This is a genomic window from Parahaemophilus parainfluenzae (assembly GCF_001055095.1).
GTDB lineage: Bacteria > Pseudomonadota > Gammaproteobacteria > Enterobacterales > Pasteurellaceae > Haemophilus_D > Haemophilus_D parainfluenzae_Z.
The window spans coordinates 23,278-37,176 of record NZ_JVHG01000014.1; the positions used below are offsets into that span (position 1 = coordinate 23,278).

Consider the following 13,899-nt stretch of genomic DNA (forward strand, 5'->3'; position numbering starts at 1 on the left):
GAGTAAAATCAAGAAAGTAAATGATAATAATTATCGATGCGAATAATACCGAAAACGATTGCTAAATTCAACTCAGGCGATTAATTATTCTTCGTAAGCTTCGTCAGTTAATGTTTTTAAGAATGCTTCTAATGCGTTAATCTCTTCATCTGTAAACGGTTTTGCTTTTAAAACATCAGGATTGATGGTTTGAGCATATTCGGCTTTCTCCCACGCTTTTCCTGTTTCAGGATTGATTTTACGATTAGGATTATTAAAACTGTCTTTAAATAACAAAACAGTTTTTAAATCACGGAAAACGCCGTTATGCATATAAGGTGCAGTGACACTGATGTTACGCAAAGTTGGCACTTTAAATTTGCCTTTTTGCTTTTTATCGCCTTTCACCATCGGATTATCCAATAGCCCATTATCCACAAAATCGGCAGCTAATTTGTTGTGCTTAATTAATTCTTGATTACTTGGTACGCCGATATTGAAATAGCGGTAATTCGTAAAGGTTTCTGTTGCTGAATTCGCTTCACTTGATTGGTGGCAGTTACTACAATTTGTGCGTGTTTTATCGAAAAATAATGCCTTACCTTTAGATTCAAGTGCGGTCAATTCTGCTTCACCTTTTAAAGCACGATCATATTTTGAAGAGAATTGCGCAAATAATTCCTGTTTTTCGAACTCACCAATGGCTTTTTCCATGATGGCATAAATCTTGTCGGCATCTGCCCAAATGCTTTCGCCATAAAGATCTGTAATAGGTTTATAATAAGTCGGATCCGCTTTTAAACGTTCAACAATAGCTTTCTTATCTGGCATGCCCATCTCTACTGGGTTTACTGGTGGTCCGCCTGCTTGCTCGGCTAAATCTTTCGCTCGGCCATCCCAGAACTGTCCGCCTACATAATCTTGAATTTTTTTATCGAAATGAAAATTCGGTGAGAACATCGCATAAAGCGCAGTATTGGCATTGCGATTACCATGAAGATGAGGATTATCCCCTTCTGAGACCATTTGATTTGCAGAATTCTTACGTTGATCCACAAAAGCGGTATCTGGACTATGACAGGTTGAACAGCTTTGTGTTTTATTAAAAGAAATCGATTTATCAAAAAACAACACTTCACCGAGTGCTTTATAATCCAATTCTTTTTTCGTAACTTGATCAGCCAATGCATAGCTACTCTGCATCAAAGGTGCAAACAATAAAATAGAAAGCCATTTTTTTTGCATCGTGTTCTCCAAATATTCAAATTATAGATAAAAAATAATCCAACAAAGCTTTGTTGGATTATAAAAGGAAAATAATTTTCTACAAGCCGGTGGCCATCTTAATGCGATCAGCAAACATACCGATGCTCACGCCGAAGTAATTTGATTTGTTCCAATCTAAAATCGTGCGGTAGTTATTGGAAACCAAGAATGCGCGACCAACTTCTTTATCAGGGCGAACGAGCCAAAGATCAGCTTGAGAAAGCGCAGCAAGTTTATCTTGTTCTTGTTGGCTAAAGCTCGCTAAAGTGACGCCTTTAGACTGCCAGTCGCTGAGTGAACGAGCTTTGTTCTTCTCAATACCTGAAAGCGATAAATCTAATGGTTGATTTAATGTGACTTCAACGCCCCAAGGCAATTTGTTATCCCAACCTACAGTGTGGAGATAATTTGCAATTGAAGCAAACGCATCAAATTGGTTTGTCCAAATATCCTTCACACCATCATTATTACCATCTGCTGCATAATTTAAGAATGCGCTTGGCATAAATTGAGTTTGTCCCATTGCACCCGCCCAAGAGCCTAACATTTTATTGCGTTGAATATGATCACGTTCTAACATCTTCATCGCATTCACAAATTCTTTGCTAAATAAGGCTTCACGTCTACCATCAAAGGCTAATGTGGCTAAAGCTGATAGTACATCATAGCTACCTTGATAATAGCCAAAACTACTTTCCATACCCCATAAAGCAAGGATATATTCTTGTTGAACGCCATAGCGTTGGCTTGCTTGTTGTAATGGTGCCTGGACTTCCCAATAACGCTCTTCGGCAATGTCTACTTTGTTTTGGGTCAGTACTTTATTCAAATAATTCGTTGTACCGTTTGGATTCGGTAACTGTGGTTGATCCGCATTACGTTGGCTTCTCCCCGCTTGTGCACGATCCAAATCTACAGCCTTTTGCATATATTGAATATTATTTTGTGCATTCAATACTGACAATGATACGCCTTCAGCAGCCGCTTTGCCTTTTAAGAACTGAACATAATCATTAAAGTTATCTAAAGTTCTTGGTTTGCTATAAACAGCATTACTGCTTACTGACGGAATACTTTTCGTGGATGAGGTTGCCGTTGTTGTCGTATTACTTGAACAACCCGCCAATAAAAGTGCGGTCGATAATGCAGTCATTTTTAACGTTGAGATTAAATTCATTTCTTTTCCTTTTTTTAATGTTCAAAATATCGCATTATTTGCGTAAAAATTTGTTATAAACAGCTTTCAATAATGAGGTTGGTAATAAGCGAGAACCTGAGCGCAAGGCAAAGGTGAATAAGCCTGAAAATAAGCCTTGAATACCTAAGCGATGTTTCAATTTAAATAAACGCCATTCTGCTTTCGCTTGGTTTAAACCACGACGACGCCCTACCATGCCATTACCCACGCGGGCATAAACTAAAATGTCCGGCAAGTTTGCCACTTTTTGTCCTTGCGCCACAAGCTTAATCCACAGGTAATAATCTTCCTGTAAATCCTCATATCCACCACAATTAATAACCGCACTTTTTTGATATGCCACCGTCATGTGATTGAACGGACAACGTTTTTGGGTAAATTTAACGATATCTTGTGCTTCAGTCGGCACGTTACGATATGCCACGATGTCTTGAATATTTTCGCCAAACTCAGCAATCTGCCCACCGAAAATAATCGTATCCGGATGTTGCTCAATAAACGACACTTGTTTTGCAAAACGTTCTGGCACACAAATATCATCGGTATCCATACGAAATACCCAATCGTGCGAACAATGTTTCAAACCTTCATTAAGCGCTTTGCCTAAGCCTAAATTTTTTGGCAACTTCACTAAGTTTAAGGGTAATTTTGTTTCGAATTCAGAAACCACGGCCTCCAATTCAGGTGTGACAGCACCATCAAACACCAACACAATCTCATCTGCAGGATGGGTTTGAGCCACTAAACTTTCAAAACACTCTCTTAAATATTGTGGATTTTCCTTAATGTATAAGGACATTAAAACTGAAAATTTCATACTTCTCTATCTAATAAGTTATCTACATAAACCGTTTCAAATTAATTGCCAATTTAGGTGAAATTAAAACCACAAAGGCAATGACTAGCTGCTTAATACTTTTCGTTAATTTAAAAATCTCAAAATAGTAAAAAGCGGCTTTACGGGATAAATTCATAATATGTGGGTAAGCCAACATATATTGTGCGTTGATGGCAAAATTCTTTTCTTGCTCTGCCGTTTTCACATAATGTTCACGGATATAATCAATCGCTTTTTGCGTATTAGTCGTATCCGTTGATACGCTAGAACGCTTGGTATGGAAGGTACAATAAGTTAATGGTTCTGCCACTTTGTACGCTTTAAACGTTGGATCTTGTACAAGCTTCAGCAAGAAATCGTAGTCTTCCAATGAACGAAGTGCGGTCGATAATCCACCAATTTTTAAAAACAGATCTTTTTTTACCCCAATCATCGGCATACCACCGATTTTATTCGCCAGTAAAATTCGCTCTACGCTAATCTCTTGTGGATCAATGGGGTTAGTCACATAGCTAAAACCTTCATTGACCATTTCACATTTAGCTGGATGATACACAAAGTTAACATCGGGATGCTCGGCAATCACATCGGCTAATTTCTGACATTTATCATTTGCAAAACGATCATCGTCATCAAGAAATAACAACCATTCATTATCCGCATTTCGTACCCCAATATTACGGCTTTCTGCCGCCCCTTGATTGGTTTCGTTACGAATAACTTTAACTGCAAATGGATACGATTGTGTCACTTCAACGGGTTCTTTCGAGCAATCATCCACAATCACCACATCAAAATTATAGGTGGTTTGCTTAGTTAAACTTTCCAATAAGGCAGGAATTTCTTCTTTCCGATTATAAGAAGGCACGATGATACTAAACATCTTTCTGCTCCTGTTGTTTAAATAAAATAAGTTGTTTACCGTGAGTGCCAAAAAGCGATAAGAACATCAGCATGACAAACATAATGCCTGGGAAAGCAAAGGTATCCGCTTTGATGTTACAGAACGCTAAAATCACAAAGGCAGAAAGAATAAATTTCCAGCTGCCATCAAACCAGTTTAAGGCAACTTTGCGTACAAAATAGAATGTCACGGCAAAACACACTAAAGCATAAGACACGCCGCCATAAAGAATTTGGCGTAAGAAACCAGAGTCCGTATGCCCATAATAACGGCCAACTTCTAACTCACCTGTCATATACATACCATCGCCATAAATGAACTGCTTGAGCGTTGGCATAAAGAGGTGGTTTTTCATCAAGGTATCTGTTGACGAACTGACAAATCCTGCACCGTGTAATAAATTAATCACGGGCTCTAAAGCATGTGCCACATAAGGATTTTCAGGTAAGAAATAGGCCAGTAATAATACCAAAACAGCAAACGCAATGAGTGATGGAACATAACGCCATTTGAAATACACTAAAATGCTCACAACCGATAACAGAAGGAATGTACGCCCTGAAATTAATCCGATACATAACATTAAAAATACCAGAATACTCGGAAGCGTATTATGTTTAGCGTTGTAAGCCAGTAAGAAATGCAACAGCATTAAATAGAATAAACTCAACTGGAAAAAGGCAGTTGCGGTGATGTTATATAAACGATACTCCTGCTCCGAACCATAAAAACGTGCAGGCAACACCGCATTGGTTGAAAGCAAGAAATCAATCATAAATGATGCACCGAGTAAGCCAATCACGCCTACTGCAAACTGCACTACTACACCGAGTTGTAAATCACGCACCACCTTCAGTTGATCATTTACATTGGCATAGAAGGCATTATAAAGTCCCACGCCGAAGATAAATAAAATCAGCTCTTTCACATACATGGTGATGACAGAAAAATCTCGCGTACCATTGACTAAAAGTGGAATCACGCTAAATGCAATCAGCCCAATGATAACGACTAAACTATCCACTGGCACGGTAATACCTTGTGGTTTCTGCTTTTTAAAATACTGATAAGCCAATACAACCAATGCCGCTAAACCTGCGACGAATGACATTCGTACAACATGAAACAGCCAAGGATCGTAAAGATAAAAAAGATTAAAAAGTGCGGTCATTTTTACGTTATTTTCCTAAATTCTTTTTCACTGCTAAGATTTTTTTGAGTGGATATTTAATTAATTTCTTCACTAAATTATTAGATTTTGAACCGCGAATCGCTTCCAAATTACTCACTAATTGTGGATTTTCAATCGCCACAAGCGGTCGAACCACATTGTTATTAATCTGGAATTGGGTTTCAAATAGCAAGAAATCATCAGCAAGCCAAAACGGTTTTTCTTGTTCAAGTTGCTTTAAAAATGCACGTGCCGCTGATTTTTTGATTAAGTATGCCACCGTACCTGCGAAATAACTTTTATACGGGTAAGCCACGGTGACATCACCAATAGTTTGGCGCAAGAATGAAAAAGTGGTTGGATAATTAATTTCTAATTCCACATCATCAAATTCCGCAATTTTTGACTGCCCGATTAATACAATATCTGCATCACATTTTTCGGTTAAAAGTGCGATCGTTTTTGGTGATAAATTAGCATTAAATAACGCATCATCTTCACAGATCAATGCATAGTCATTTTCCGTCACATTTTGATCTTCTACGATCTGGCGATAAACCGCTAAATGACTTAATGTACAACCTATTTCACCTTTTGTGACGTTGCGCCCATAATGCTGTTCAAACTTCGTTGGATTGAATACTTCTGCCAATTCATCCCATTCTTTTTTCATGGTATTAATGGCTGAAAATACAACGAAATCTGCCGTATCTGGTTGAGCAAAAAACAGCTCACGACGCTGAACATCTTTATCTAGTGAAATCAAATATTTATTCATAATTATCTCAAATTTGGTTTTTGCAGTATTTTGATTACAACAAACGGAAATAGTTGCAAATTATACTAAAGAAATAGTCCTATGGCATGGCTTTTAACACAACTTTAAAAAGCCTTAAAAAAATAACCGCACTTTAAATGCTTAAAGCGCGGTCTATTTTAAACGGATTAATATGTTATTTCTTTCAATTAGAAAATTGCAGTCGCTAAACCGACTACAACACTTAAAGAAAGCACTACAGCTAACATTGCGTAACCAAAATCACTCATTTTAATTTCCCACTTGTTTAGTTAAAGATAACCCATTCTAACAATAAAGCACGTTTTTTCAAAAATTTTTTATAATTTACTTAACCTATTTGGTGACAGTCTTTATAATAGGAAAAATTCTCTAGAGGCAAAATTATGGCAACAATTAAAGATGTCGCGAAAATGGCCGGTGTTTCCACCACCACTGTTTCCCATGTAATTAATAAAACCCGTTTTGTAGCAAAAGAAACCGAAGAGGCGGTGATGCAAGCCATTAAAAGCTTGAAATACTCACCAAGTGCTGTTGCTCGGAGTTTGAAAGTCAATACGACAAAATCCATTGGGATGATTGTTACCACCAGTGAATCCCCTTATTTTGCTGAAATCATTCATGCCGTTGAAGATCATTGTTATCGTCAAGGCTATTCACTTTTTTTGTGTAATACACAAAATGATCCTGAAAAAATTAAAAACCACGTCGAAATGCTTGCCAAAAAACGTGTAGATGGTTTATTGGTCATGTGTTCTGAATACACACAACATTCGCTCGATGTACTTTCTAGTTTCTCGTCTGTGCCGATGGTGGTAATGGATTGGGGGCCAAATACAGATACCGATATCATTGAAGATAACAGTTTTACGGGCGGTTACCTTGCCACGAAACATTTAATTGATTGTGGCCATAAAGCCATTGGTCTTATTGCGGGTGAATTAGATAAAACGACTGCAAGAACCCGTTACGAGGGCTTTGTAAAAGCCATGAATGAAGCCAATCTACCGATCCATGAAAATTGGATTATGGAAGGTTTCTTCGAGCCTGAAGACGGTTACGAGTGTATGAATAAAATTCTTGCACAAGATAGTCTACCTACTGCCGTGTTCTGTTGTAATGATGTAATGGCATTAGGTGCAATTTCTGCGATTACGGAAAAAGGCTTGCGCGTGCCTGATGATATTTCGATTATCGGCTATGATAATATTCACTCATCACGTTTCTATGCACCGCCGCTCACAACGATTCACCAATCGAAGTCTCGTTTAGGTGCACAAGCGGTTAATCTTTTATTTGAGCGTATTGCCAATAAAGATAACGATAATCACGAAAAACACCGCATTGCGATCCATCCTGAACTCGTCATTCGAAAATCAGTTCGCAACCTTAAATAAACATTAAACTTTTTGACCGCACTTTGAATTTTATCTAAAAAAGTGCGGTCATTTTTTTACTTATTTTAGCCTTTTTTGATTTAATGCAAGTTTTTGACGTAGAGCATTTGATCCCGATACATATTTTTGGTTATATCTCCCCTAGTTTTATTTTTTTCTTTATCGGAGTTCATATGACTGATGAGTATCGCACTCTCCGCCATAACATTAATATGCTAGGGCGTTTTCTTGGAGAAACCATTAATGATGCACAAGGCGAAAACATTCTCACCTTAATTGAAAATGTTCGTCAATTGTCCAAACAATCTCGAGCGGGTGATAGCCAAGCACGTAAAACATTGTTAGATACCCTTTCCACCATTTCTAACGAAAACATTATTCCCGTTGCGCGTGCATTCAGCCATTTCCTTAACTTAACGAATATCGCTGAACAATACCAAACGGTCTCTCGCCAACACAAAGATTTACAATCTTCTAATCGTTCATTAAGTGCTTTATTCCAACGCTTAAAAGCATTAAATATTTCAAAAGAAGAAGTTTACAAAACCGTTGAAAACTTGCTCATTGAGCTAGTATTAACCGCACACCCAACCGAAACCACACGACGTTCGTTAATCCACAAACACGTTGAGATCAATAAATGCTTAAGCAAATTAGAACACGATGATTTAACACCGAAAGAACGCGGCATTATTGAACGTCTGTTGCTTCGTTTAATTGCTGAAGCTTGGCATACCAATGAAATCCGTACTGTTCGCCCTACCCCATTCGATGAAGCAAAATGGGGCTATGCCATGATCGAAAATAGCCTATGGCAAGGAGTACCGGAATTCTTACGTCAACTAAATGAACATGCTCGTGAATTCTTAGGCTACGATTTACCTGTGGGCTTACGTCCTGTCAGAATTTCTTCTTGGATGGGCGGTGACCGTGATGGTAACCCATTTGTTACTTCAAAAATTACGCAACAAGTGCTCTATCTTGCTCGTTGGAAAGCGGCGGATTTATTCTTAAATGACATTAAATCCCTTGCCGATGAATTATCCATGGTGAAATGCACACCAGAATTTACCGCAAAATATGGTGAACATTTAGAACCTTATCGTTTTGTGGTCAAAGCGCTTCGTGCAAAACTTATCGCGACCCTTGATTACTTTGAAGATTGCATGGCAAATCGTCCGCCACGCGTAAGCCAAGCAGATATCATCATGGAAGATAATCAACTTTGGGAACCACTCTATGATTGCTATCAATCATTGATGGCATGCGGCATGCGGATTATTGCCAATGGATCCTTATTGGATATTTTGCATCGTATTCGCTGTTTTGGGGTTACCCTTTCACAAATGGATATCCGTCAAGAAAGTACGCGTCATACAGATGCGATTGCTGAAATTACCCGTTATCTTGGTATTGGAGATTATGCACAATGGAGCGAAGCAGAAAAACAATCTTTCTTGGTGCGTGAATTAAATTCTCGCCGTCCATTAATTCCAACCCATTGGGAGCCATCTGCAGAAACCCAAGAAATTTTAGAGACTTGCAAAGTCATTGCACAACAAAAACAAGGTGTAATTGCTTGCTATATTATTTCCATGGCAAGAAGCGCCTCTGATGTTCTTGCTGTGCATTTATTATTAAAAGAAGCGGGCGTGCCTTATCACATTCCTGTCGTGCCACTCTTTGAAACCTTAGATGACTTAGATGCCTCTGAAGGTGTCATGCGTCAATTGTTTAATATTGGTTGGTATCGTGGCGTAATTAACAATCACCAAATGGTGATGATTGGTTATTCTGACTCAGCTAAAGATGCGGGAATGATGGCAGCTTCATGGGCACAATATCGTGCACAAGAAGCATTAGTCAATTTAACCGAAGAACTGGGTATTGAACTCACTTTATTCCATGGTCGTGGTGGTACAATCGGTCGTGGTGGTGCGCCTGCACATGCAGCATTACTTTCTCAACCTCCACGCTCACTCAAAAATGGTTTACGTGTGACTGAACAAGGGGAAATGATTCGCTTTAAACTTGGTTTACCCGAAGTTGCGGTTGAAACCTTTGATCTTTACGCGAGCGCGATTTTAGAAGCAAACTTACTCCCACCGCCAGAACCTAAAGCAGAATGGCGTACCGTCATGGATGAGCTTTCCGCTACTTCATGTGACATTTACCGTAGTGTTGTTCGTGGGGATAAAGACTTCGTGCCTTATTTCCGCAGTGCCACACCAGAACAAGAACTGTCTAAACTACCACTTGGCTCTCGCCCTGCAAAACGTAATCCAAATGGTGGCGTAGAAAGCTTGCGTGCCATTCCATGGATTTTTGCTTGGATGCAAAACCGCTTAATGCTACCGGCATGGCTTGGTGCGGGTGCGGCAATTCAAAAAATTGTAGATGAAGGCAAAGGTCATATTATTGAAGAAATGTGTAAAGCTTGGCCATTCTTCTCTACTCGTGTGGGGATGTTAGAAATGGTGTTCAGTAAAACCGATACTTGGCTTTCTGAACAATATGATCATAACTTAGTGAAAAAAGAACTTTGGTACTTAGGTGAAAATCTGCGTAATCAACTGAATGCAGATATTAAAACCGTGCTTTCGCTTTCTCACAAAGATGAATTAATGGCGGACTTGCCGTGGATCGCCGATTCTATTGCGTTACGTAATGTGTATACGGATCCACTCAATCTTCTTCAAGTGGAACTGCTCCGTCGTTTCCGTGAATCGCCTGAAAACCCAAGCCCTGATGTAGAACAAGCCCTGATGATTACCATCACAGGTATTGCCGCAGGTATGCGAAATACGGGCTAGTTACGGCAACTAAAAATAAGTGCGGTCAAAAACAACGATAAATTTGACCGCACTTTTTGTTTTCTGTTTCTTGCGGTATCATACGTGCAATTGACTTAATGAAGGAAAACCCAATGACAACTGATATTCAAAAACTCGATCCAGATGCAGCGATTGATCTTGCTTATGATATTTTCTTAGAGATGGCGGGCGAAAATCTCGATCCAGCAGATATTATGCTATTCAATCTGCAATTTGAAGATCGTGGTGCGGTCGAGTTTGTCGAAACGGCAGATGATTGGGAACAAGAAATTGGGGTATTAATCGATCCTGACGCTTTTGCTGAAGTTTGGGTGGGATTAGTGAATGAGAAAGATGAAATGGATGATGTGTTTGCAAAATTCTTAATTTCACACCGAGAAGAAGATCGTGAATTCCACGTTATTTGGAAAAAATAACTACCCTTCTCGCACATATCAATTCACAAACTAAAACCGGTTTAATTTAACATTAAACCGGTTTTTGCTTAACAGATTCGTGGTAAAGGTTCGTTACGCGGTAAGTCTAACAAGCGACTTTGACCGAAAAGCCCAACAGCACGAACTTTGCCATCAGTCGTTACCTCGCCGATTACGGCCGCATTTTCACCTAATGGATGGCGACGAAGTGCGGTCAGAATTTCAGCTGTTTTTTCTTTATCCGCCACAATCACCAATTTACCTTCATTAGCAAAATTTAACGCATCTAAACCGAGTAATTCGCAAATACCGCGTACTTCCTGACGAATTGGTAATACCGTTTCATCAATTTGAATCCCTACTTTCTGTGCCTGTGCAAATTCATGGAGTACCGCATTCACACCACCACGGGTTGCATCGCGCACAGCTTTCACGCCTTCAATCGGACGAATACAATCAATAAGCGGGGCAAGCACAGCACAATCACTGCGTAAGTCCGTTTGAATACCAAGATTTTCGCGTAAATTCAAAATGGTTGCACCATGATCACCCAAAGTACCACTCACGATAATCTGATCACCTGGTTGAATGCGATGTACACCCCAGTCGAGTCCGTTTGGAATCACACCAATGCCTGCCGTATTGATAAACACTTTATCTATCGCGCCTTTTTGTACTACTTTGGTATCACCTGTTACCACTTGAATACCAGCTGAATGGCAGGCTTTTGCCATAGATTGAATCAATTTTTTTAAAGTTTCTAATGGTAAGCCTTCTTCCAGAATAAACCCACAGGATAAATATTTTGGTACGGCACCACATACCGCTACATCGTTAGCTGTGCCACACACGGCGAGTTTACCAATGTCACCACCCGGGAAAAAAATCGGATCAATCACAAAACTATCGGTAGAAAATGACAGAGTCTCACCTAAAGCATTCAACTCTTGTAAAGCAATGCGAGCCTGATCTTCGCCTTGTGAAAGTATTGGGTTATCAAATGCCTCGACAAAATAATCGCGGATCAACTCTTGCATTGTGGCACCACCATTTCCGTGTGCCATTGTAATAAAATCAGTCATTGTTTTATTCCCGTCTATATTGATAATAGGCCGCACATGCCCCTTCGGAAGACACCATTAACGCACCATAAGCATTGTCTGGATTACATTTTTTAGCAAATAATGGGCAATCAGCCGGCTTGCATTTACCGATTAATACATCACCGCAGCGAGAATCAGGATCATCAGCAACTTGATGTGGCTGACATGCAAAATGCGCTTCTGCATCAAAGCATTGATAATCATCTGTCAGTTCTACGCCTGATTCTGCAATTTCGCCCAATCCACGCCATTCGCTGCTGGCTTTCAAGCGGAATACTTCACTGATTGCCTGTTGAGCCAACACATTGCCATGTTGGTGCACAATGCGTTTATACTGATTTTCCACTTCACAGCGTTGTTCAGCAATCTGTGTTACCAACATTAAAATTGCTTGTAGGATATCTAAAGGTTCAAAACCAGTGATCACAAAAGGCTTATGATAGGTGTCACATAATTCTTGGTAAGGTTCAGAACCAATTACCATGCTGACATGACCGGGCGCAATAAAGCCGTCAATTTTTACTTGTCCTTGCGACAATAAGCTGTGTAATGTCGGGATGATAGTAATATTTTGGCATACCACAAAAAAGTTTTTTACCTGTTGTTTTTTCGCTTGTTGCAAGGTAATTGCGGCACTTGGCATGGTCGTTTCAAAACCAAGTGAAAAGAACACCACTTTTTTGTCTGGATTATTCAATGCGATATTCAATGCATCAAGCGGTGAATAAACAATTCGAACATCTGCGCCCTGTGCTTTGGCTTCTAATAATGAACCTAAACGTCCGCGTACTCGCATGGCATCACCGAAAGTACAGAAAATCACTTCTGGACGACGAGCAATCTCAATACAAACATCAATTCGCCCCATCGGTAAGACACATACTGGGCAGCCTGGACCGTGAATAAACTCAATACTTTTGGGTAATAGACGATCTAGTCCAAATTTAAAAATGGTATGGGTATGTCCGCCGCAGACCTCCATTAGATATAACGGATTTTCTGGCGTAAAGTGCTGTTGTTTTTCCATTATTTTTTGTAGTCGCTGCAACAGACTTTTGGCCAGTTCAGGATCACGAAATTCATCAACAAACTGCATTTGATGCTCCTATCGTTCTTGCGCTTTTAACCAGTCTAGCCATTGCTGTAATCCTTCTCCACTTTGAGAAGACAACTGGATAACCTCAATTGTCGGATTCACTTGTTTCGCATAAGCAATACATTTTTCCACATCGAAATTCAAGTAAGGTAGTAAATCCACTTTATTTAAAATCATTAATTTAGAAGCCGCAAACATATGTGGATATTTCAGCGGTTTATCTTCACCTTCTGTCACGGATAAAATCACCACTTTGGCATGCTCACCTAAATCAAATTCTGATGGGCAGACTAGGTTTCCGACATTTTCAATAAACATCAGACTATTTTCCTGTGGCTGCAATTTCACTAATGCATTACCAATCATTTGTGCATCTAAGTGACATCCTTTACCTGTATTGACTTGAATTGCCGGCACACCGGTTTGACGAATACGATCCGCATCGTTTTCTGTTTGCTGATCCCCTTCGATCACATAACAAGGATAGTCATTTTTTAATGCATTTAACGTAGTCGTCAATAAGGTTGTTTTGCCTGAACCAGGACTTGAAACAAGATTAAGTGCCAAAATATGCTGATTGGCAAAAAAGCGACGATTCATATCGGCTAACTGATTGTTGGCACCAAGAATATCTTGCTCTACTTTCAGTAATCGTTGCTGGGTTTCTTCTTGTTGCGGCGTGTCTGGCATGCGGAAGGCGGAGTGAGAAAAATTAGGTAGTTTTGTTGCATGTTGCGCATTGGAATCATGATGAACATGCGGTAATTCTCCGATTCTGACTTGGTCTGGATGGCCACAGCCACAGGTTGTACACATAAGTCACCTCAATAATGTTTCGTTTATTCTGTAAATACTTAGAATCTATGGTAATTCACATGCGTTAGAATACCATATTCTCTAT

The 13,899-nt window shown here is 39.5% G+C and carries 12 protein-coding genes; 3 read left to right on the top strand and 9 right to left on the bottom strand.

Going from position 1 to position 13,899, the window contains the following annotated elements:
• Nucleotides 1–84: 84 nt before the first annotated feature.
• The 6 genes from ADA56_RS03670 to ADA56_RS03695 all read right to left on the bottom strand — a co-directional run bounded on the left by ADA56_RS03670 (nt 85) and on the right by ADA56_RS03695 (nt 6,134).
• Nucleotides 85–1,224 (bottom strand): cytochrome-c peroxidase, encoded by a 1,140-nt coding sequence (locus tag ADA56_RS03670; protein WP_049369301.1) that lies wholly within the window; start codon nt 1,222–1,224, stop codon nt 85–87.
• A 79-nt stretch (nt 1,225–1,303) separates the two neighbouring features.
• Entirely contained in the window at nt 1,304–2,422 is a 1,119-nt protein-coding gene (locus ADA56_RS03675; RefSeq protein WP_049369303.1) for a lytic murein transglycosylase, read from the bottom strand.
• 34 nt (nt 2,423–2,456) lie between these two features.
• The gene (locus ADA56_RS03680) at nt 2,457–3,260 is read right to left on the bottom strand and encodes a glycosyltransferase family 2 protein (protein WP_049369304.1); all 804 of its coding nucleotides are present in this window, start codon (nt 3,258–3,260) and stop codon (nt 2,457–2,459) included.
• 22 nt (nt 3,261–3,282) lie between these two features.
• Nucleotides 3,283–4,164: a glycosyltransferase family 2 protein gene (locus tag ADA56_RS03685; protein WP_049369305.1), complete on the bottom strand. Its 882-nt coding sequence runs from the start codon at nt 4,162–4,164 to the stop codon at nt 3,283–3,285.
• Nucleotides 4,157–5,356, bottom strand: a complete 1,200-nt coding sequence (locus ADA56_RS03690; RefSeq protein WP_049369307.1) for a hypothetical protein — start codon at nt 5,354–5,356, stop codon at nt 4,157–4,159. Before ADA56_RS03690 ends, ADA56_RS03685 begins: the two co-directional genes overlap by 8 nt.
• A 7-nt stretch (nt 5,357–5,363) precedes the next feature.
• The gene (locus ADA56_RS03695) at nt 5,364–6,134 is read right to left on the bottom strand and encodes a glycosyltransferase family 25 protein (protein ID WP_049369308.1); all 771 of its coding nucleotides are present in this window, start codon (nt 6,132–6,134) and stop codon (nt 5,364–5,366) included.
• 404 nt (nt 6,135–6,538) lie between these two features.
• Between ADA56_RS03695 and purR the strand changes: the two genes are divergently transcribed.
• The 3 genes from purR (at nt 6,539) to ADA56_RS03710 (ending at nt 10,799) form a co-directional block, all read left to right on the top strand.
• Entirely contained in the window at nt 6,539–7,549 is a 1,011-nt protein-coding gene (gene purR / locus ADA56_RS03700; RefSeq protein WP_049369309.1) for an HTH-type transcriptional repressor PurR, read from the top strand.
• Nucleotides 7,550–7,722: 173 nt separating this feature from the next.
• Nucleotides 7,723–10,362, top strand: coding sequence for a phosphoenolpyruvate carboxylase (ppc, locus tag ADA56_RS03705; RefSeq protein ID WP_049369311.1), 2,640 nt, complete (start codon nt 7,723–7,725; stop codon nt 10,360–10,362).
• Between the two features lie 113 nt (nt 10,363–10,475).
• A complete protein-coding gene (locus ADA56_RS03710; protein WP_049357433.1) occupies nt 10,476–10,799 on the top strand; it encodes an HI1450 family dsDNA-mimic protein in 324 nt (107 codons plus the stop codon).
• Between the two features lie 68 nt (nt 10,800–10,867).
• Here the strand turns inward: ADA56_RS03710 and hypE are convergent, their stop codons facing one another.
• The 3 genes from hypE to hypB are packed head-to-tail and all read right to left on the bottom strand — an operon-like array spanning nt 10,868 to nt 13,814.
• Nucleotides 10,868–11,881 (bottom strand): hydrogenase expression/formation protein HypE, encoded by a 1,014-nt coding sequence (hypE, locus tag ADA56_RS03715; protein WP_049369313.1) that lies wholly within the window; start codon nt 11,879–11,881, stop codon nt 10,868–10,870.
• 4 nt (nt 11,882–11,885) lie between these two features.
• Complete coding sequence (gene hypD, locus ADA56_RS03720) at nt 11,886–12,998, bottom strand: hydrogenase formation protein HypD (protein ID WP_049369315.1); 1,113 nt, start codon at nt 12,996–12,998, stop codon at nt 11,886–11,888.
• 9 nt (nt 12,999–13,007) lie between these two features.
• The gene (hypB, locus tag ADA56_RS03725) at nt 13,008–13,814 is read right to left on the bottom strand and encodes a hydrogenase nickel incorporation protein HypB (protein WP_049369318.1); all 807 of its coding nucleotides are present in this window, start codon (nt 13,812–13,814) and stop codon (nt 13,008–13,010) included.
• Between the last annotated feature and the right edge of the window lie 85 nt (nt 13,815–13,899).

Coding starts and splice junctions, on each gene's coding strand:
- ADA56_RS03670 (WP_049369301.1), bottom strand. CDS start 1,224: ATGCAAAAAAAATGGCTTTCTATTTTATTGTTTGCACCTTTGATGCAG.
- ADA56_RS03675 (WP_049369303.1), bottom strand. CDS start 2,422: ATGAATTTAATCTCAACGTTAAAAATGACTGCATTATCGACCGCACTT.
- ADA56_RS03680 (WP_049369304.1), bottom strand. CDS start 3,260: ATGAAATTTTCAGTTTTAATGTCCTTATACATTAAGGAAAATCCACAA.
- ADA56_RS03685 (WP_049369305.1), bottom strand. CDS start 4,164: ATGTTTAGTATCATCGTGCCTTCTTATAATCGGAAAGAAGAAATTCCT.
- ADA56_RS03690 (WP_049369307.1), bottom strand. CDS start 5,356: ATGACCGCACTTTTTAATCTTTTTTATCTTTACGATCCTTGGCTGTTT.
- ADA56_RS03695 (WP_049369308.1), bottom strand. CDS start 6,134: ATGAATAAATATTTGATTTCACTAGATAAAGATGTTCAGCGTCGTGAG.
- purR (WP_049369309.1), top strand. CDS start 6,539: ATGGCAACAATTAAAGATGTCGCGAAAATGGCCGGTGTTTCCACCACC.
- ppc (WP_049369311.1), top strand. CDS start 7,723: ATGACTGATGAGTATCGCACTCTCCGCCATAACATTAATATGCTAGGG.
- ADA56_RS03710 (WP_049357433.1), top strand. CDS start 10,476: ATGACAACTGATATTCAAAAACTCGATCCAGATGCAGCGATTGATCTT.
- hypE (WP_049369313.1), bottom strand. CDS start 11,881: ATGACTGATTTTATTACAATGGCACACGGAAATGGTGGTGCCACAATG.
- hypD (WP_049369315.1), bottom strand. CDS start 12,998: ATGCAGTTTGTTGATGAATTTCGTGATCCTGAACTGGCCAAAAGTCTG.
- hypB (WP_049369318.1), bottom strand. CDS start 13,814: ATGTGTACAACCTGTGGCTGTGGCCATCCAGACCAAGTCAGAATCGGA.